The following is a 17,067-nucleotide window of genomic DNA, read 5'->3' on the forward strand; positions in this document are numbered from 1 at the left end:
AAGTAAAACAAATTTTTATCCTTTGTGAGGTTCTGTTGTTGAGTTACAATTACTCACAATGGTTTTATAGCTTTGATTTTCAGACATCTTCAAAAATTCTTGCAGCAATCCTTTTTCAATATCGATTGTATCTGGAAGAAGGCGCAAGCGGTATTTACCCTCGCCAAGAAAGGTAAAAAGGTCTTTACGGTCCAGACGATCATCGCCCTGCAATTTTAAAATCTCATTGATATTGTCCGGAATTCTTGTCACGTAAGCCTGACTTTTAATTTCACCTCCACTACTCACGTCGAGGCATTGATTATCGCCTTCGCCAAACTTGCGTCTGATAGAAAATTTCAGCAAGTTTTTGAACTGTGTGGTTTTAGATCCGAAATCGATTTCGACGCCTTGAATATTCTTAGATGGAATGCTCAAAACAATCCTTGACCAGTCAGTGAAATGCAGTCTTATTTCGGCGGGCTTTGGTGTGTTGGCAAGTTCTATAACCCAGCTTGCAGCCAAAACTAAAAACAAGGCAATGAGCGATGTTTTTGAAATTAGCTTTATGAGATAAGATTCAAAATTATTGTTCCAATTTACCACTACTTGTGGAAATTGAGATAAGAACATGGATGCGATAATAAGAAGAGAAAGCACCGCGACGACCTGAAGTCGACGGTGATTAAACGTTCTGTAAAGGGTATATCCTAATATTCCCGAAAGGAAAAAAGAGAAAATCAAATCGGGTATGGCATTTACTTGAATAAGCAAGTTTCCCATAGTAATGGGATCTTCGGTCAAAAGAATAGATAGCAATGCCACCACGAGAACCAGAATTGTGAGGATAGAACGACTTCTTTTATTACGATAAATAAACTCTGGAGCGTGATCGAAATAATAGAGCGCGAGCAGAAAGAAGATATTATTGAGAAGCGAAAAAGCTATTTGAAACGCAAAATCGACCTCGCGGTTAATTTGAGATAACGAGAATGCATAGCCCCAAATACCTGCGGCCACCCAAGTGAATAATGCGAAACTTAGAAAGATCAATCCCTTATCAACTCGCAGAAAATTTTCTTCATCTTCGATCTGGGCGCTAAATCTGCGCCGAATATTGTAGTAAATCGCAAAGAGTAGAATGGCTCCTATTAGAGATATTCCGCTGTGGGCGAGAAAGTGGAATTGGGCTACCGGCTGCATGTGCCGAATATAGTTGAAATTAGCTTATTCCTGGTTTTGTAGAGATCTTTTGGTTTTAAGCAAGAGATTTGCTTTGTGATGTAGTTAATTACGAATGTCGAATTACGGATTACGGAGCCGGATTCTGGCTTTGGTTAGATACTTTGACTTATCCGAGATCATCATTTTGAGAAAGATTCAGAGGTAATTACGAATTACGAATTTCAAATTACTTGGCAAGCCTTCTACTCTGCAAAGATGTTTGGGCTGTGGCTTGCTCATTCTATAACCAAGGAATGATGCTAACCGAATTCGTAATTACTAATTCGCAATTAATACTAGAAGCTTGAATTAAAGTAACTGATTTGCTACCTTTGGGTGTGAATTCAAAAGAACTTGAAAAACGAGTAATAGCTATAGATTGGTTTTTTGATCGTCAAAAGGGAAGCCACAAGATATTCAAACATCCCACAATTGAGGGCTTTCTTGTGATACCTTTTCATGGATCAAAAGATATACCGATTGGTACATTAAATAGCATTCTAAAAAAAGCAGGATTAAAAAAGTAAATATGAAAACATTGAATGTAATAATAGAAAGGAATGCGGACGGGTTTTTTGCTTACACAGACGAAATAGACGGATGTGTGGCTGGCGGCAATACATATATTGAAGTGAAAACAAATTTTGAAGAAATTCTGGACATGTTCTTGCAAGAAGATACTTTCTTAGCCAATGAATTTGCCAATGGATATAAACTGAAATTTAACGTAAGTTTAGAATCTGTTTTCGAGTTGATACCCGAAGTCAATATAAGTCAATTGGCAAAGTCCGGAGGACTCAACGCTAGTTTGTTAAGACAGTATGTTTCTGGTTCTAAGAAAGCATCGGAAAAACAAGCCCAAAAAATTATGTCGGCTTTAAACAAGCTTTCAGAAAAGATCGAGACTATTTCTTTGAATACCATTTAGTCAAATTTATACTCAAAATCTTTTTTCGCCTTGGATAAATGGCAAAAGAGGTCACCCATTGCCTTTGATTTTTTGCAAACATATAATACGCCAACTCAAAAAAACAAATCACTCCAAAACCCCAAATTTCCCAGAGTTAAAATCATTCATTGCATCAACAATTTCCTGGCGGGTATTCATCACAAATGGCCCGTGTGCCGCAATAGGTTCGTGCAATGGCTCACCGCTCAAAACAAGAATCACCGCATCTTCGAGCGCTTCAATCGTAAAGGTTTCCCCTTCGTTTTCGAATAGTGCAAAATGATCTGTTTCAATTGTTTCTTCATCATTTATCTTTGCACTTCCCTCTATTACCAGTAAAGCTGTATTGTAATCGGCTGGAAATGAGAATTCCACTTTTCCACCTTTGCTGAGGCGGGCATTCTGCATATTAACCGGCGAAAATGTAGTAGCCGGGCCGGTCGAATCTTTAAATTTTCCGGCGATTATTTCCACAGAACCTGCATTATCAGGAAGCTCATATTTGGTCATTTTATCTTTAGAGATCGCCTGATATTTTGGTTTTGACATTTTATCTTTTGCGGGAAGGTTAACCCAAAGCTGCACCATTTGAAAATCGCCACCTTCTTTGCTGAAATTTTCTTCATGATATTCTTTGTGCAGCACACCCGAAGCGGCAGTCATCCACTGCACGTCGCCTTTGCCAATTATTCCACCGCCACCGCTGCTATCGTGATGGGCTACTTTGCCTTCGTAGGCAATGGTCACGGTTTCAAATCCGCGGTGCGGGTGCACTCCCACTCCTCGTGGCGTATCAATAGGCGGAAAATAAAACTTTGAATTATAATCGAGCATAATGAATGGATCCATACGCTGCATATCTAAGCGGTAAGCACTTGGAATAAAGTTGTGTACTCTAAATCCATCGCCTACATAATGTGGCTCGGGTGGTGGCACAATCACTTCTACTTTTCGCTTTTTCATTTCTGAATGATTTTAATTTTGATGCAAAAATACAACCGTAGATTATTATAAATTGTTCGGGTTGAGGTGCGACTGTCATAGAGACAATTATATTAGGAACTTATGATGATGGATTTCATATTTGGTAAATTAAAATCCCTCCTTCCCTACCAATCAGACCTGCTTGTCTAAAGAAAAGGAGTTTTTTGTTTATAATGATAAACATATTTGATCTATATTTGTAAATAACAATAAACAAAATGCAAGATTTAATACAGCGTTACATTCAAAAACTGCAAAAACAAAGATCAAGTTTTCAGCGTTCGGCTTACCATTTTCTGGAAGAAAATCACAGGCTAATTGGGATAAAAGGTGCCAGAGGTACCGGTAAGACTACCTTGCTACTTCAGTTTGCAATGAACCAAACGAATTATGAATCAGATGTTCTATATGCCAGTTTAGATAATTTTTATTTTTCCAATCACCGGCTATATGCATTGGCTGAAGAGTTTTCAAAAAGAGGAGGACGGATATTGCTTTTAGATGAGGTTCACAAATACGAAGGATGGGCAAGAGAACTAAAGAATATTTATGATGATTTTGACGAGCTCAAAGTAATTTTTACCGGCTCTTCATTATTAGAAATTCTCGATGCAAAAGCTGACCTAAGTCGACGTGCTATTGTGTTTGAAATCCAAGGTTTATCGTTTAGAGAATTTCTGGCCATAGAGCACGGAATCCAGCTTTCTCATTATAGCCTCGATGAACTAATTAATAATCATGCAGAAATATCACAAACCATTGTCACTGATATAAGGCCATTTCAGTTTTTCAAAGACTACCTTGAATATGGATATTATCCTTTTTTTAAAGAATCTAAAGAACTGTATCCGCAGAAACTGGAAGCAGTTGTAAACTTAATATTACAAATAGAATTGCCACAACTACGCAAGTTTGATATTTCGAACTTGTCTAAAATGAAAAAATTACTTGTTGTTTTGGCAGAATCAGCACCCTTCAAACCAAATATCTCCAAATTAAGTGAAAGGACTAAAATCAATAGAGTCTCTTTACTTCAGTATGTGTATTATCTTCAGGAAGCGGGCCTCACACGCAACCTTTTTAAGAACGCAAAAGGCATTACTGTTTTTCAAAAACCGGAAAAATTGTATTTAGATAATACCAACCTTAGTTATTTATTTAGTCGCAATCTGGATATGGGTGCAGCGCGGGAAACGTTTTTTGTAAACCAGCTAAGCCACTTCCATCAAATTGAATATGCCGAAAAGGGCGATTTCTTAGTGGATGGAAAATTTACCTTCGAAGTGGGAGGACGCAACAAATCACGAAAGCAAATTATCAATGTACCATCGTCATACAGAGCTCTCGACGATATTGAATATGGAACAGGAGAAGCAATTCCTCTTTGGCTTTTTGGTTTTCTCTATTGATATTTACAAATAGTAAATTATCTTTTACATCCAGAAAAATTCCCAAAAGAAAAAGCCCTTCACAAGAAGGGCTCGAAATAAAAATATCAATTGAATCAGAACAGCCTTACCAGCACACTAAATACATTTGGTAATTTGTAGCGCACTACCGGCTTGTAAGAAACCTCATTGATGCCTTCTTTAACTTTGGCATCTTTTGCAGCCAATTTATAATGCGTAACCTTAACTGCTTTCACTTTATAAATTCCATCTGCAATAGCATTTACGGCAGCGATCATCTCTTTTTCAGAAATTACTTTTGAATCGTACTCTACATTGGCAAAGCTTTCTTGATCTATTTCGGTAAATTCAATTTCAACATCCTTTACGCCATTTAATTCTTTGAGCGTTTTAGCAATTTTTCCTCCGCACATCATTTCGCACGACATTCCGTCTATGGCAAGGCTGGCGACCAATCTTTCATCTCCATCGGCAACTGCATCGGCATACGTAATCTCGGTATTATCAGAGGTTTCAGTCGTTGCAGTACCATTATTTTCGCAAGAAGAAGCAAAATTTAATATTCCGAATACAAGAAATAGATTGAGTAAACTTTTCATATTTTTCATAAGGCTGCTCGTTTGGGTGCAGGAATAACACTATTCAATTCAGGTCAAAAATACAAAAATACGACATACACGGGCAAGAATATTCTTAGCTTCGCAGCCTATTTTCGAAATTTTGGCATCAACCAAGCAGTGGATCTTTTTGGTATTACTCGCTCTAACCTGGGGCAGCTCGTTCATTTTAATGAAGCGCGGCCTGTTCGCACCAGACGGTTCAGAACTTTTTTCGGGCATTCAGGTTGGTGCCATGCGCATTGTTTTTGCCGGCTTATTTCTATCTCCGCTGGCACTAAAAAACATTAAACTACTGCGCAATGGAAAGGTGTGGTTTCTCCTGATTGTTGGCATTTGCGGAAACGCACTTCCAGCTTTCTTATTCGCTACAGCGCAAACCCATATACCCAGTGCACTGGCAGGAATGCTAAATGCCACAGTGCCCCTTTTCAGCCTCATTATTGCCTATTTCATCTTTAAAGTAAAAGTAAACAAATGGCAGATCACAGGTCTTTTTATCGGACTTTTTGCGGCTGTAGGTTTACTTATAAGCAGCGGTGGCACTGCAAATCAACCGGTAAGCTTAGGCTATGCACTGCTTATTTTGGTTGCAACCTTATGCTATGCAATTAGCCTCAACACCATCAAGCAATTTTTAAAAGTAGAATCGGCCATTGCAATTACATCTCTCGCCTTGCTTTTGGTAAGTCCGGCCGGGTTGATTATACTTTTAAGTACAGATTTTATTCCTCGCCTTTCGGCAAATGAATTTGCATTACAAGGCATCGGGGCAGTAGCCATCTTGGGAATTGTAGGCACAGCTCTGGCGCTTATTTTATTCAATCAGCTTGTAAAAGATACAAACACGATATTTGCATCATCAGTTACCTACCTCATTCCATTGGTTGCAATTGCATGGGGACTGCTTGACGGTGAACTCGTTAAACCATCACAAATAACCTTTGCACTTATCATGCTTGGAGGTGTATTATTAATAAATCGCAAATAGTTAGAAAGTATTTGCGCTACAAAGATTAATACGTATATTTGCCGCCCTTTTAGAATCATATATTATAAACACGCCAAAGAGCTATGTACGCAATTATCAACATCGCGGGGCAGCAATTTAAAGTAGAAAAAGACCAACAGATCTTTGTTCACCGTCTTCAAAATAAAGAAGGCGATAAGTTAACATTCGATCAAGTTTTGTTCGTTATTAACGGAGACAAAATGGAAGTTGGCGCCCCCGCTGTATCAGGTGCATCAGTTACTGCAAAAGTAATTGAGCACGTAAAGGGCGATAAAGTTATCGTCTTCAAAAAGAAACGCCGTAAAGGTTATCAAACCCGAAACGGGCATCGTCAACAATTTACTAAAATTGCTATTGACGGCATTTCGCTAAACGGAAAAAAAGTAGAAAAAGCGGAGACGCCAAAACCTGCTGAAGAAACCGAAGCTAAGAAAGCTGCTCCTTCTAAAAAAGAAGTAGAAGTAAGCGAAAATTTGGTAACACGTGCAGAGCATCGTGCAGACGAAGCTCACGTTGAGATCGACATCGATAAAGTGCTTCACAGTATTGGCACTGCATTGAAAGCTGACGCAGATGATCTTAAATTGATCAACGGAATTGGGCCGGTTTACGAAGAAAAATTGAACGAACTTGGTATTTATACCTTCGAGCAAATCAGTAAACTTAAGGCTGCAGACCGCGAAGAGCTTTCAGCTATTGACGGCATTACCCGCGACAAGATTGAAGATGACGAATGGGTGAAGCAAGCCAAAGAGTTGTTGAAAAACAAATAAACCGAAATTATTAATTAAAAAATTATAAGCCATGGCTCACAAAAAAGGAGTAGGTAGTTCGAAAAACGGTAGAGAGTCGCACAGTAAGCGACTTGGAGTTAAAATATTTGGTGGGCAAGAAGCCATAGCCGGAAATATTATAGTTCGCCAACGCGGAACACCTCACAAACCGGGTGACAATGTAGGAGTGGGTAAAGACCACACACTTTTTGCATTAGCAGATGGAGTTGTTGAGTTCAGAAAGAAACAAGGTAATAAATCCTTTGTTTCAGTAGTTCCACATGAGAGCGTGAACTAAGTGATAAAATCATTTTAAAAAAACTCCTGGCGCTGTCAGGAGTTTTTTTTTGACCTTTAATTAGGTCAAATTTTGCTATTTTCGACCTTTGAAAAATAATACAAATGCTTGAATTAAATTACCTGCGCGAAAACCGCGACGAAGCCGTAGAAAGGCTATCAAAACGCTGCAATGACAGCTATCCGAAACTTGTAGATAAGGCCATTGACCTAGACAGCAAACGCCGATCGCTTCAGGTTGAGCTCGATTCTCTGCTCGCCGAGCAGAATCTCGCATCAAAAGAGATTGGTAATTTAATGCAAAGTGGAAATCGTGATGCCGCCGAAGGTTTAAAGAGCCGGGTGGCAACACTAAAAACAAAATCGCAGGACTTAAAACAGACCCAAAACGATCTGGAAAAAGAGCTTTCAGATACGCTTTACCAAATTCCCAACGCACCCAATCAAGCAGTACCAAAAGGAAAATCTGAAACCGATAACGAAGAGATTTTTACCTATGGCGAACTACCGAAGCTACATGCAAATGCAGTACCTCATTGGGAATTGGCGTCGAAATACAATTTGATTGATTTTGAACTCGGCGTTAAAATTACGGGTGCCGGATTTCCGGTATATCGCGGCAAAGGTGCCCGATTGCAAAGGGCTTTGATCACCTTCTTCCTCGATGAAGCAAATAAAGCGGGATACGAAGAAGTAATTCCTCCGCTGGTTGTTAATGAGGCTTCAGGTTATGGCACAGGTCAGCTTCCCGATAAGGAAGGACAGATGTATTACATAAAGGAAGATGATTTTTATTTGATTCCAACTTCTGAAGTTCCACTTACAAATATTTATCGCGACGTAATCTTGAAAGAAGATGAAATGCCGATTAAACACACCGCCTACACCCCATGTTTTAGACGTGAGGCGGGTTCTTACGGTAAGGATGTTCGTGGCCTGAATAGATTGCATCAGTTTGACAAAGTAGAAATTGTTCAAATTGCACATCCGGATCAGAGCTATCAGATACTCGATAAAATGATAGATCACATTAAAGACCTGCTCGAAAAACTTGAATTGCCTTATAGAATTCTAAGGCTTTGTGGAGGTGATCTTGGCTTTGCATCAGCTATTACTTACGATTTTGAAGTATATTCTGCCGCACAGGATAAATGGCTGGAAGTAAGCTCGGTATCAAATTTTGAAACCTACCAAAGCAACAGGCTGAAATGCAGATTTAAAAACGACGAGATGAAAAAAACCCAGCTCGTGCATACCCTAAATGGTTCTGCCCTTGCGCTTCCGCGAATATTGGCTGCGATATTAGAAAATCATCAAACAGAAGACGGGATTCAATTGCCCAAAATTCTTCATGATTATACAGGATTTAAAACGATAGATTAAAATGAGAATTGTTAAAGCTTTTGGCTTTATAGCCATTCTGGTATTAGTTAGTGCTTGCAATGAGACCAAATACCCAAACGAAATTCAGACTGTAGATCGTTTGATTGCGCAAATAGACTCGGCTCAGAAAATTCACGCTGGAATTGATACTACAGGAATAAAAGAGGGAAATCGAATTTTTTCTCAAAAGTTCAATTTTGTAAAAGCCAATTATACCCAAACTGCCGACACGCTTCATCGCAAAGAAGCGCTATTAATTTCAAATTACCGTGACCTTAAAAAGCCGTACGACAGGTTTAACGATCAATATTCAGTCAACGCGAAAGAGCTGGAATTTTCGAAAGGCCAACTGCTTGATTTGCGCCACGATTTGGAACACAATCTTTTAGACACTAACTTCGTTAAAAGAATGGTGGAATCTGAAATAGAAGCAACCGAAACCGTTGTGGCTGAAACCAAAAGATTAGAAAATGGTCGAAAAACCATGATTGAAAAAAATAACGAGTTAGAACCCAGAATAGACAGCCTAATAAATTATATAAAAACCAATCCTTGATACGTTTTGCCTTCATATTTTCTTTTTTTATTCTGTGTGGACAGGTTGATGTGCAAGCGCAGCAGGGCACTACTGATGAGCAGCTTGCAGGCTACTATCTGGATACAGGAGAATACCAAAAGGCTCTGCTTTATTATGAAAAGCTCTATGGAGAGAATCCCAAGGCGAGCAATTATGAAGGGCTGCTAACTTGCTATACCAAGCTTGAAAATTACAAAGAAGCTGAAAAACTGGTCAAAAAACAGCTTAAAAAATTCAGTTCCAACACCTATTATATTGATTTGGGTACTATTTATGAGGCCCAGGGAAAAGAATCGGATGCCAACAGCGCTTATAGAGATGCCATAACCAATCTTCCTGAAAGCCAAGGACTGGTAATAAGAACTGCCAATGAATTTATAAGAAGAAACAAACTTGATCTTGCTTTAGAAACTTATCAATACGGTAAAAAAATCCTTGCCGGCAGGTATCCGTTTAGCTACGAAATAGCCGGCTTATACGGAAGCATGGGCGACACCCAGAAAATGATAAGCGAGTATCTTGATCTGATAGAATTTAATGAGGCCTATCTTCAAACGGTTCAAAATGCCCTGGGTAGAAGTATTGATTTTGAGAGCAGCACAGAAAATGTAGACCTTCTGCGCAATGAATTGCTAAGAAGGGTTCAAAAAGATCCGGCATCGACCACTTATGGCGAAATGCTGACGTGGCTATTTCTCCAACAGCGCGATTTCAATTCGGCTTTTGTACAGCTTAAAGCTATTGATAAAAGGCTGAATGAAGACGGAGCAAGAATTTTGAATCTGGCAAATTTATGTACCAACAATCAGGAGTACAATGTAGCCGAGAAATGCTATAATTATTTGATTGAAAAAGGGGCTGCAAATAAATATTACAATTACGCCAGAGCCGGTGTGCTTAAATCGAGATTTGAGAAACTGCGCACTGTATATCCACCCGATACAATGGCGCTAAAAACATTGCGAAAAGATTACACTTCTACTCTCAATGAGTTGGGCAGCGTTTACGAAACGGTAGGTATGCTTCGTCAGAAAGCCCAACTTGAAGCGTATTATCTTGATAATTTGGAAGGTGCTAATGTTACGCTTAATGAAGCTTTAGACACTCCAGCGCTATACCCTGAAGTTGCAGCAGAGATTAAACTCGAACTGGCGCGGATACTTATAGCCCGCGATTATATTTGGGATGCATCACTTCTAAGCTCACAGGTTGATAAAGATTTCAAAAACGACATGCTGGGCTATGAAGCCAAATTATTGAATGCAAAGATTAGCTACTACACCGGCGATTTTGACTGGGCGCAGGCGCAGTTGGACATTCTTAAAGGCTCCACTTCAAAATTGATAAGCAACGATGCCATGGAGCTCTCACTGCTCATTACTGACAATATGAACATGGATACGATTTACGAACCCATGATACTGTTTGCCAATGCAGATCTTCTCACTGTTCAACATAAGTTTCCGGAGGCAATTGTCATTTTAGACAGCATTTTAACAACTTGGCCGGGTCATGCACTTACCGACGAAATATTGCTCCAACGCGCAAAAATAGCTGAAGAAAAATACGATTACGAAGAGGCTATCACCTTCTACCAAAGGATTATAATTGAATATTATTTTGGAATAAGTGCCGACAATGCCTTATTCAGAATGGCCGATCTTTATGAAAACAAACTCAAAGACCCCGAAAAAGCACAGGAATATTACAAGCAGCTCATGGTCGATTTTCCCGGCAGTCTTTATGTTGTAGAAGCCCGAAAACGATTTAGAGCCATTCGCGGCGACGCGCCCAATCAGGAAATCCGTGAAATAACGCCGGATAGTAAGGTTAATTAGCTGCAAGTTATAAAGGAATAATTGGGGTACGTTTTAACCGCAAAGACGCCAAGTAAGCGCGAAGAGCGCAGAGAGAATACTAACCTTGCAGCTTCCCAATTTAAACTCCCTATGCATTCTGCGCGATATTTGTGTAATATTTTTGCTTAATTTTTCACGATTGGTAATTTTTAAATGTGTTTAAGAGATCGTTACACTACACTCGCGGTTTAAAATATGTACAACCTCACTAACCTACTTATGCAGATGCACCTGCTCTACCTGCCTAACCGCTCCCAGCATAATGAGCAGCTGCGCCAACCCATAAGTCGCCATAATCAAGACATGATTATTGGGTAGTTGATGCACAAACTTATTCCAAGCCAAAAAACTATCTGAAGCCACAAAAAGCGCCGCTCCCACTACGATCAACCAGAAGCTATTCCGGCCTACTCTCCCATGCCGATTTACAGCCATAAGCAGCATAAGCGTAAGTGCCGCAGTGTAAAGAATTACAGGGCCAATGAGCGATCCTACATGTTCTTTAATTTCTCTGAAGAACATAATTCCGTATCCCAAAACCAGAACCATTACCCATCCCTGCCGTTTGATCAGCGGGATTTCATGATTGTTTAAGTACGTAATTGTAAATGCCCAGAGATAAAATACATGTCCGATTAAAAACGAAACCAAACCCGCGATAAAGTATCCGTTGTGTAGGTATTGAAACATTAAAAACACATCGCCGCCAAGCGAGAATAGCAAACCCAGAAGAATGAGATTTCTGAATTTCCCGACTTTTTTATTTTTGGTAGCAAACAGAAAAAAAAGAATTAACGAAACCAGAAGCGCCGGTTTTGAGCACATTTCAATTTCTGTGTATCCTGACGATCCGGCGTATAGATGCACGCTTAAAATAACCGCATAGATCAGAATAAAAATCCTTTTCAATCTGCGGGTGCCAGTTTGTGAAACTTGATTTTGAAAATTGCCCCGATCGAAATAACTGCAACTAGGCTTAGGGCAATGGGTAGCCAGAGTGGAGCCAATTCAATGGAATATATATAGAAAGCCAGACCAATGGTTATAAAAAATCGGATAAACTCAAGCTTAATGGCCAGAATCTTATTTTCGAAAAGCATACCTACTGCCGCGACAGAATATATTATGAGGGCGGCAATGAGCAATTGTAACGACACTTCGTATCTGGAAAGGGTAAACAAAAATAAAGCTGTAAAACCCAGAATAACAACATACTGACCAAACAAGTAAAAATTAAGTGTAGGCGACACTGCTATGTCGAACTTGCGATATGCGTTGCGGTCTACTTCTTTGGGAGCCTGAAAACCACCCATCTCTTTTGGGTACCAGCCCGGCTTGGCAAAAGTGAATTTAAGCTTATTCCAAAAACCGGGTATCGTTTTTAATTCCCTGAAAAGGAGAACAAACGGCTGAATATTTGCCATTACCGGATTCCATGAATTAACAGGAGTAGTAATTCCATAAATCGGACGCTCCTCTTCTTCCTGAAAAGTCCCAAAGAATCTGTCCCAAATCATCAAGCTTCCGGCATGGTTGCGATCAATGTATTTTGGATTTACGCCATGGTGCACCCTGTGATGGGAAGGCGTATTGAAAACATACGAAAACCACCGCGGCATTTTTTCAATAACCTCGGTGTGAATCCAAAATTGATAAAGGAGATTGAAAGCGCCGATAAGTAGAAACCATTCTGTTTTAAACCCGATGATGGCCAAAGGAAAATAGAAATAAAACGTAAACATTTTTTGAAAAACGCTTTGCCTCAGTGCTACCGACAAATTGTAATCTTCACTTTGATGGTGAACGACATGGCCGAGCCAAAACAAGTTTACTTCATGGCTCATTCTGTGGGCCCAATAATAACAGAGATCAACACCAAGAAAACAGACCAAAATCCAATACCAGGTTGTTTCAAACTCGAAAATCGCAAAATGAGTAAAAACAAAATGGTACGCTGCAACAGTAAAAACCTTCGCAAAAACACCCGTAAGCTGCTCTACAATTCCGCAGCTCATATTCGTAACTGCATCGCTAAGTCGATATATTTTCTTGTCTTTATAGTATCCATAGGCCACCTCCATCCCGATAAGGATAAAAAATATGGGTATAGAAAGAATAACAGGATTGAGACTCATGGGCTTTAATGAAAGTCAAATTTACAAAATACTAAGATCGTATTCAATATAAGAAGTTAGTAAATCTCCATTTCGTTAAAATCGGATGGCTTACCTTTGCATTCTCATTTTTTAAAGCCCAAATATGATTCTTTACAACGTTACCGTAAATGTAGATGCCGACGTACACGACGAGTGGCTTGAATGGATGAAAGAAATTCACATGCCAGATGTTCTCGCCACGGGTATGTTTGTAGAGAGCAAGCTTGCGCGAATACTCGCCGAAGAAGCAGGTGGTAAGGCATACAGCGTTCAATATTTTGCGAAAAGCATGGACGAATACGGCAAATACATGGAAGAATTTGCTCCAAAACTTCAGGCCGAACACGAAGAGAAATTTAGTGGTAAAATCGCTTCTTTCAGAACTTTACTTCATGTAGTGCATCAGCTCAATGAAAAGGGTTAAACCCAAAAAGCATCTCGGCCAGCATTTCCTGACCGATGAAAGCATTGCGGCTAATCTTGCAGGCGCTATAAGTCGGCATCATGGAGTATCGCGCGTCTTAGAAATAGGCCCAGGAACTGGAATTCTTACGCGTGCGCTCCAGAACAGGAATTTTGATGAACTTAAAATCATTGAAATTGACCTGGAGTCTATTGAGTTCCTATACGAATACCATCCCGAAATAAGCGCGGATATTATTCAGGGCGACTTTCTGAAAATAGAACTTGAACCCATTTTTAATGGAGAGAAGTATATTCTGGCTGGCAATTTCCCATACAATATTTCATCACAAATACTCTTTCGCTTATTCGAGAATCGCGAGTTGATCCCTGAATTGGTAGGAATGTTTCAACGCGAAGTGGCTAAGAGAATCGCCTCTGGGCCGGGAAGTAAGGAATACGGTATTTTGAGCGTTTTGCTTCAGATTTATTACGATGTAGAATATCTCTTTACAGTCGATGAAGATGTTTTTGACCCCCCGCCAAAAGTAAAAAGTGGTGTGATTAAGCTTACTCGCAACGAAAGAACGGCTTTACCGATTGGCGACAACTTTATGAAAATGGTTGTCAAAGCTGCTTTCAATCAACGCCGCAAAACATTGCGCAATAGTTTAAAAGGAGTTCTTGCCGGCAAAGAGCTTGCCCTTGAAGAAGACATTCTTCACTTGCGCCCGGAACAATTATCGCCCGAAACGTTTATAACACTGGCTACGGCAATTCACAAAACAATGAATTCTTAAAGAATAGGCTTATTGCGCATTCTGCCAACCGCTTTTTTATATTTTTGCCTTACAGTCTAAAGCCATCGAAAAATGCAGTTCGAGCTCACAAAAGAATATCTGGAAATACTCCGCGAGTCCATTGACAACGGCAGAGACAGCTTTCTAAGGGAAGAGCTTAGCGATATGCACCCGGCAGATATTGCCGAAATTTTCGACAAGCTAAGAATTGGCGAGACGACTTATCTTTTCAAATTACTGGAAAAAGAGCAGTCGGCAGAGGTAATGATTGAGCTTGATGAAAGCGACCGTGAAAAGCTACTTTCAACCCTTACATCCAAAGAGATTGCCGAGCAGGTAATTGACAATATTGATTCGGATGATGCGGCCGATGTACTCTCTGAACTATCTGAAGAAAAGCAGTTTGAGGTAATATCGTACATTACCGACGATGAGCAGCGAAGCGACATTCGCGACCTGCTACGCTACCACGAAGATACAGCAGGTGGTATTATGGCCAAAGAGTTGGTGAAGGTGAAAAGCACCTGGACGATAGCCCGCGGAATACGCGAAATGCGCAAACAAGCCGAAGGGGTAGATCAGGTTTATTCCATCTACGTTACCGATGAAGACGATCGTTTGTTGGGCACACTTTCACTAAAGAAACTTCTCTTTTCGTCTTCATCCATAAAAACGCTCATTGCCGATATTTTCGAAGATCAGCAAATGACTTATGCCTATCCTGATACGTCGAGTGAAGATTGTGCGCAGCTTATGGATAAGTACGATCTGGTAGTAATGCCAGTTGTAGATCACGATATGAAATTAATCGGACGTATTACAATCGATGATGTGGTGGATGTAATGAAAGAAGAAGCCGAAAAAGATTACCAGTTAGCTTCGGGTATTTCAGAATCGGTAGAAAATGATGCCACTGTATGGCTGCACACCCGTTCCCGCCTGCCCTGGCTGCTTATCGCATTATGCGGTGGGCTGCTTGTATCTAAAGTAATTGGACTCTTTGAAGATGAGCTCGCCAAAGTTGCAATGCTTATGATTTTTATTCCGCTCATCGCGGCTATGGGTGGAAATGTCGGCGTTCAATCTTCGGCCATAGTAGTACAAGGCCTTGCCAATAAAAGTGTGAGCATGGATAATATTTTTCGCCGTTTGCTAAAAGAATTTGCCATCGCCTGTTTAAATGGCATCATCTGCGCAATCCTCCTTTTTACCTACACCTGGTTTTTTTTAGACTCCAACGCACTTAGCTATACCGTTAGCATTTCACTCTTTTCGGTTATTGTTATTGCCGGTCTTTTTGGCACCATAATTCCATTGGTTCTCAACGCATTAAAAATTGATCCAGCACTCGCCACGGGGCCATTTATTACAACATCAAACGATTTAATCGGCCTGTCAATTTACTTCTTTTGGGCTCACCAATTTTTTATGGTCATATAATGCGCGTACTTTTTCTGGATATTGTTCATCCCATATTAGAAAAAATGCTCACGGTAAATGGTTTTAACTGCGAGCACAATTACACCTGCACCTACGACGATGCATTAAAATTAATTCCCGATTATGAAGGTCTGATAATCAGAAGCCGAATTCCTGTCGACGCTAAATTTATTGCTTCCGCGAAATCTTTAAAGTTTATTGCACGCAGTGGTGCCGGTCTTGAAAATATAGATTTAAATGCTGCCGCTTCCGCGAATATTGACGTGTTTAACTCACCTGAAGGCAATATGGATGCCGTGGGCGAACAGGCAATTGGGATGCTGCTCATGCTGTTTAACAAGCTTAACTTTGCCGATCTCGAAGTACGAAATGGTGAATGGAACAGAGAAGAAAATCGTGGTATTGAACTGGCCGGAAAAACGGTAGGGATTATCGGTTTTGGATTTATGGGTTCCGCTTTCGCGAAAAAACTAAGCGGATTTGGATGCACTATTCTGGTTTATGACAAGTACAAAACTGGCTATGCACCGGATTACGTGAAGGAAGTTAGTCTGGAATATTTACAGCAAAACGCCGACATTATCTCTCTTCACTTGCCTTTAAGCGTAGAAACAGAGTATTACGTAGATGAGAAATTTATCGATGCTTGTCAAAAACCATTTTACCTTATCAATACGGCTCGCGGCCGGCATGTAAAAACTTCAGCATTATTAAGTAGTTTGGCTTCCGCCAAAGTATTGGGTGCCTGTTTGGATGTGCTCGAATACGAGAAAAAGTCGTTTGAAAAATTGAGTTTTTCAGATTTGCCGGATGATTTTAAAACACTTGCTTCTTTAAAACAGGTTGTTCTGAGTCCACATGTCGCGGGCTGGACGGTTGAATCTTATGAAAAGCTTTCGCTTTACTTGGCTGAGAAGATTTTGGGGGCTGGATATTAGTTTTTGGTGCTTGGTTTTTGGTGCTTGGTTTTTGGTGCTAGGTATTTCGTTTTTCGCCAAGGCTCGCATCTTGCGAGGCTTTCTTTCTCTGGCGTCCCGCCAGGTTCACAATGAGATAAATTTGTCAAGAAAATTTGTGGCTGTAATATTCGGAGAGTAACGCTTTTAAAAAACAGGCGAGACGCCTGACCAAAAAGTCCTCGAGCCAAAAGTTTGGCGACTGCGAGCTTCGAGAAGGTCAATCTTGAAGCTTGCAGCTTATTGCTTA

Annotated in this window: 18 protein-coding genes; 13 read left to right on the forward strand and 5 right to left on the reverse strand. The window is 40.1% G+C overall.

What is annotated here, in order from left to right:
- Window positions 1-15 precede the first annotated feature (15 nt).
- Entirely contained in the window at window positions 16-1,182 is a 1,167-nt protein-coding gene (locus G3O08_RS05260; RefSeq protein WP_163283628.1) for a hypothetical protein, read from the reverse strand.
- 359 nt (window positions 1,183-1,541) lie between these two features.
- Between G3O08_RS05260 and G3O08_RS05265 the strand changes: the two genes are divergently transcribed.
- Window positions 1,542-1,730, forward strand: coding sequence for a type II toxin-antitoxin system HicA family toxin (locus G3O08_RS05265; protein ID WP_163283629.1), 189 nt, complete (start codon window positions 1,542-1,544; stop codon window positions 1,728-1,730).
- Between the two features lie 2 nt (window positions 1,731-1,732).
- A complete protein-coding gene (locus G3O08_RS05270) occupies window positions 1,733-2,131 on the forward strand; it encodes a type II toxin-antitoxin system HicB family antitoxin (protein WP_163283630.1) in 399 nt (132 codons plus the stop codon).
- Between the two features lie 108 nt (window positions 2,132-2,239).
- On the opposite strand, the gene G3O08_RS05275 is transcribed toward G3O08_RS05270, so the two are convergent.
- Complete coding sequence (locus G3O08_RS05275; protein WP_163283631.1) at window positions 2,240-3,115, reverse strand: pirin family protein; 876 nt, start codon at window positions 3,113-3,115, stop codon at window positions 2,240-2,242.
- Between the two features lie 239 nt (window positions 3,116-3,354).
- Here G3O08_RS05275 and G3O08_RS05280 point away from each other — a divergent pair, with 239 nt between their 5' ends.
- The gene (locus tag G3O08_RS05280) at window positions 3,355-4,545 is read left to right on the forward strand and encodes an ATP-binding protein (protein ID WP_163283632.1); all 1,191 of its coding nucleotides are present in this window, start codon (window positions 3,355-3,357) and stop codon (window positions 4,543-4,545) included.
- Window positions 4,546-4,640: 95 nt separating this feature from the next.
- Here G3O08_RS05280 and G3O08_RS05285 read toward each other — a convergent pair whose 3' ends face one another.
- Window positions 4,641-5,153, reverse strand: coding sequence for a heavy-metal-associated domain-containing protein (locus G3O08_RS05285; RefSeq protein ID WP_204336778.1), 513 nt, complete (start codon window positions 5,151-5,153; stop codon window positions 4,641-4,643).
- Between the two features lie 112 nt (window positions 5,154-5,265).
- Here G3O08_RS05285 and G3O08_RS05290 point away from each other — a divergent pair, with 112 nt between their 5' ends.
- The 6 genes from G3O08_RS05290 to G3O08_RS05315 all read left to right on the forward strand — a co-directional run bounded on the left by G3O08_RS05290 (window position 5,266) and on the right by G3O08_RS05315 (window position 11,042).
- The gene (locus G3O08_RS05290) at window positions 5,266-6,153 is read left to right on the forward strand and encodes a DMT family transporter (protein WP_163283634.1); all 888 of its coding nucleotides are present in this window, start codon (window positions 5,266-5,268) and stop codon (window positions 6,151-6,153) included.
- An 83-nt stretch (window positions 6,154-6,236) separates the two neighbouring features.
- Complete coding sequence (gene rplU, locus G3O08_RS05295) at window positions 6,237-6,947, forward strand: 50S ribosomal protein L21 (protein WP_163283635.1); 711 nt, start codon at window positions 6,237-6,239, stop codon at window positions 6,945-6,947.
- A gap of 31 nt (window positions 6,948-6,978) precedes the next feature.
- Window positions 6,979-7,245 (forward strand): 50S ribosomal protein L27, encoded by a 267-nt coding sequence (gene rpmA, locus G3O08_RS05300; protein ID WP_163283636.1) that lies wholly within the window; start codon window positions 6,979-6,981, stop codon window positions 7,243-7,245.
- A 104-nt stretch (window positions 7,246-7,349) separates the two neighbouring features.
- Window positions 7,350-8,627, forward strand: coding sequence for a serine--tRNA ligase (gene serS, locus G3O08_RS05305; protein ID WP_163283637.1), 1,278 nt, complete (start codon window positions 7,350-7,352; stop codon window positions 8,625-8,627).
- 1 nt (window position 8,628) lies between these two features.
- Window positions 8,629-9,183, forward strand: coding sequence for a hypothetical protein (locus tag G3O08_RS05310; protein ID WP_163283638.1), 555 nt, complete (start codon window positions 8,629-8,631; stop codon window positions 9,181-9,183).
- Window positions 9,180-11,042 carry a tetratricopeptide repeat protein gene (locus tag G3O08_RS05315; protein ID WP_163283639.1) on the forward strand — a complete coding sequence of 621 codons (1,863 nt, stop codon included), beginning with the start codon at window positions 9,180-9,182 and terminating at the stop codon, window positions 11,040-11,042. Before G3O08_RS05310 ends, G3O08_RS05315 begins: the two co-directional genes overlap by 4 nt.
- Window positions 11,043-11,276: 234 nt before the next feature.
- Here G3O08_RS05315 and G3O08_RS05320 read toward each other — a convergent pair whose 3' ends face one another.
- Window positions 11,277-11,972: a lysoplasmalogenase gene (locus G3O08_RS05320; protein ID WP_163283640.1), complete on the reverse strand. Its 696-nt coding sequence runs from the start codon at window positions 11,970-11,972 to the stop codon at window positions 11,277-11,279.
- Window positions 11,969-13,198, reverse strand: coding sequence for a sterol desaturase family protein (locus G3O08_RS05325; protein ID WP_163283641.1), 1,230 nt, complete (start codon window positions 13,196-13,198; stop codon window positions 11,969-11,971). The genes G3O08_RS05320 and G3O08_RS05325 overlap by 4 nt, the downstream gene beginning before the upstream one ends.
- A gap of 124 nt (window positions 13,199-13,322) precedes the next feature.
- On the opposite strand from G3O08_RS05325, the gene G3O08_RS05330 reads away from it, so the two are divergent.
- The 4 genes from G3O08_RS05330 (at window position 13,323) to G3O08_RS05345 (ending at window position 16,799) form a co-directional block, all read left to right on the forward strand.
- The gene (locus G3O08_RS05330; protein ID WP_163283642.1) at window positions 13,323-13,643 is read left to right on the forward strand and encodes a DUF4286 family protein; all 321 of its coding nucleotides are present in this window, start codon (window positions 13,323-13,325) and stop codon (window positions 13,641-13,643) included.
- Window positions 13,630-14,421, forward strand: a complete 792-nt coding sequence (gene rsmA / locus G3O08_RS05335) for a 16S rRNA (adenine(1518)-N(6)/adenine(1519)-N(6))-dimethyltransferase RsmA (protein ID WP_163283643.1) — start codon at window positions 13,630-13,632, stop codon at window positions 14,419-14,421. The genes G3O08_RS05330 and rsmA overlap by 14 nt, the downstream gene beginning before the upstream one ends.
- Before the next feature lie 72 nt (window positions 14,422-14,493).
- A complete protein-coding gene (gene mgtE / locus G3O08_RS05340) occupies window positions 14,494-15,861 on the forward strand; it encodes a magnesium transporter (RefSeq protein WP_163283644.1) in 1,368 nt (455 codons plus the stop codon).
- Window positions 15,861-16,799: an NAD(P)-dependent oxidoreductase gene (locus G3O08_RS05345; protein ID WP_163283645.1), complete on the forward strand. Its 939-nt coding sequence runs from the start codon at window positions 15,861-15,863 to the stop codon at window positions 16,797-16,799. Before mgtE ends, G3O08_RS05345 begins: the two co-directional genes overlap by 1 nt.
- The last annotated feature ends 268 nt before the right edge of the window (window positions 16,800-17,067 follow it).

Source organism: Cryomorpha ignava, assembly GCF_010686655.1.
Taxonomy (GTDB): domain Bacteria; phylum Bacteroidota; class Bacteroidia; order Flavobacteriales_D; family Cryomorphaceae; genus Cryomorpha; species Cryomorpha ignava.

What these genes read in the sequence shown, in the direction of transcription:
- G3O08_RS05260 (WP_163283628.1), bottom strand. Translation starts at nt 1,182, where the DNA reads ATGCAGCCGGTAGCCCAATTCCACTTTCTCGCCCACAGCGGAATATCT.
- G3O08_RS05270 (WP_163283630.1), top strand. Translation starts at nt 1,733, where the DNA reads ATGAAAACATTGAATGTAATAATAGAAAGGAATGCGGACGGGTTTTTT.
- G3O08_RS05275 (WP_163283631.1), bottom strand. Translation starts at nt 3,115, where the DNA reads ATGAAAAAGCGAAAAGTAGAAGTGATTGTGCCACCACCCGAGCCACAT.
- G3O08_RS05280 (WP_163283632.1), top strand. Translation starts at nt 3,355, where the DNA reads ATGCAAGATTTAATACAGCGTTACATTCAAAAACTGCAAAAACAAAGA.
- G3O08_RS05285 (WP_204336778.1), bottom strand. Translation starts at nt 5,153, where the DNA reads ATGAAAAATATGAAAAGTTTACTCAATCTATTTCTTGTATTCGGAATA.
- rplU (WP_163283635.1), top strand. Translation starts at nt 6,237, where the DNA reads ATGTACGCAATTATCAACATCGCGGGGCAGCAATTTAAAGTAGAAAAA.
- rpmA (WP_163283636.1), top strand. Translation starts at nt 6,979, where the DNA reads ATGGCTCACAAAAAAGGAGTAGGTAGTTCGAAAAACGGTAGAGAGTCG.
- serS (WP_163283637.1), top strand. Translation starts at nt 7,350, where the DNA reads ATGCTTGAATTAAATTACCTGCGCGAAAACCGCGACGAAGCCGTAGAA.
- G3O08_RS05310 (WP_163283638.1), top strand. Translation starts at nt 8,629, where the DNA reads ATGAGAATTGTTAAAGCTTTTGGCTTTATAGCCATTCTGGTATTAGTT.
- G3O08_RS05325 (WP_163283641.1), bottom strand. Translation starts at nt 13,198, where the DNA reads ATGAGTCTCAATCCTGTTATTCTTTCTATACCCATATTTTTTATCCTT.
- G3O08_RS05330 (WP_163283642.1), top strand. Translation starts at nt 13,323, where the DNA reads ATGATTCTTTACAACGTTACCGTAAATGTAGATGCCGACGTACACGAC.
- rsmA (WP_163283643.1), top strand. Translation starts at nt 13,630, where the DNA reads ATGAAAAGGGTTAAACCCAAAAAGCATCTCGGCCAGCATTTCCTGACC.
- mgtE (WP_163283644.1), top strand. Translation starts at nt 14,494, where the DNA reads ATGCAGTTCGAGCTCACAAAAGAATATCTGGAAATACTCCGCGAGTCC.
- G3O08_RS05345 (WP_163283645.1), top strand. Translation starts at nt 15,861, where the DNA reads ATGCGCGTACTTTTTCTGGATATTGTTCATCCCATATTAGAAAAAATG.